Source organism: Micromonospora sp. NPDC005979 (genome assembly GCF_040614415.1).
Classification (GTDB): Bacteria; Actinomycetota; Actinomycetes; order Mycobacteriales; family Micromonosporaceae; genus Micromonospora.
Map to the genome: position 1 here is coordinate 1 of NZ_JBEXUR010000044.1, position 1,131 is coordinate 1,131.

At 69.2% G+C, this 1,131-nt stretch carries 1 protein-coding gene; it reads right to left on the minus strand.

The features are described 5' to 3' along the window. A partial coding sequence (locus ABZ272_RS32015; RefSeq protein WP_355053678.1) for a GH25 family lysozyme occupies positions 1–930 on the minus strand: 930 nt, incomplete at its 3' end. Positions 931–1,131 lie beyond the last annotated feature (201 nt).

Below are 1,131 nucleotides of genomic sequence, written 5' to 3' on the forward strand. Positions count from 1 at the left end.
GACGACGTCGTCGGTGCCGTCACCGTCGACGTCACCCGAGGCCATCCGATCGCCGACGTTCGCGAGATCGAAGGAACTCTCACCCTTGTAGTCGGCGGTGCGCGAGAAGGTTGAGCCGGTCGAGCGCCAGCGGTGGATGGTCATGGTGCCGTCGCCGTCGTCGTGCCCCAGCGCCGGGGCCTTCCGCCCGACCCCGCCACCGGCGAGCGCCCGTAGCTGAGCGAGCGTGCCGTTGAACACGTCCCGGTCGACGCCGCCGGACACCCCCGGCACGCTGCCACTGGAGGTGTACTGCCACAGCGTGAAGCGTGACCACCCCGACGGCAGGCTGCCGGGGGTGTCGGCATACCGGGAGTGGAACAGCGGGTAGCTGCCGAAGGCAGTGGTGTTGCCGGTGCAGGGATTCCACCAGTTCGGGTTGGTGTAGATCATCGCCTGCTGGCCGGTACGGACCTTGACCTCGTCCAAGAACTGGCTGATCCAGGAGACCATCGCGCCGGTGGACAGCCCGAAACAGGTCGGCTGGCTGGACGACCACTCGATGTCCAGCATCGGCGGCAGAGTGGTGCCGTCCTGGCTGTGCCTGCTGACGTCGACCAGTCGGGCCGCCTGGCCGCGCGGGTCGCCCTGGTCCGGTCGACCGAAGTGGTACGCGCCGAAGTAGATGCTGTTGGCGCGGGCGCCACTGCGGTTGGTGAGGTACGTCGGGTCGGTGTAGTCGGTGCCCTCGGTCGCCTTCGCATAGGCGAAGTCGATGCCGGAGTCGGCGACCGACTCCCAGTTGATCGTGCCCTGGTAGTGCGAGACGTCGATGCCGGTGACGGAGTACCCGGTCGGTGCGGCGTGCGCCGGCACCGGATTCAGGGCGAAGGTGACCAGCGGGAGGGCGACCAGGGCGACCGCGCGGGTACGCCATGTGCCGATGCGCATGCTGCTGTCCTGTCTATGGAATGTCGGCCCGTCCGGGCCGGTGCGGGCGGAAGCGGTGGTGGGGCCGTGAGGGTGGCGGCGGCAGCCGCCACCCTCACGACGACGCGTCACCAGTTGCCGAGGACGAGGCGTCCGGCCGTGGGGGTGATGTTGTAGGGGCCGGAGGTGTACCAGCGGCCGAGGCTGGTGAGGCCTTGGTTG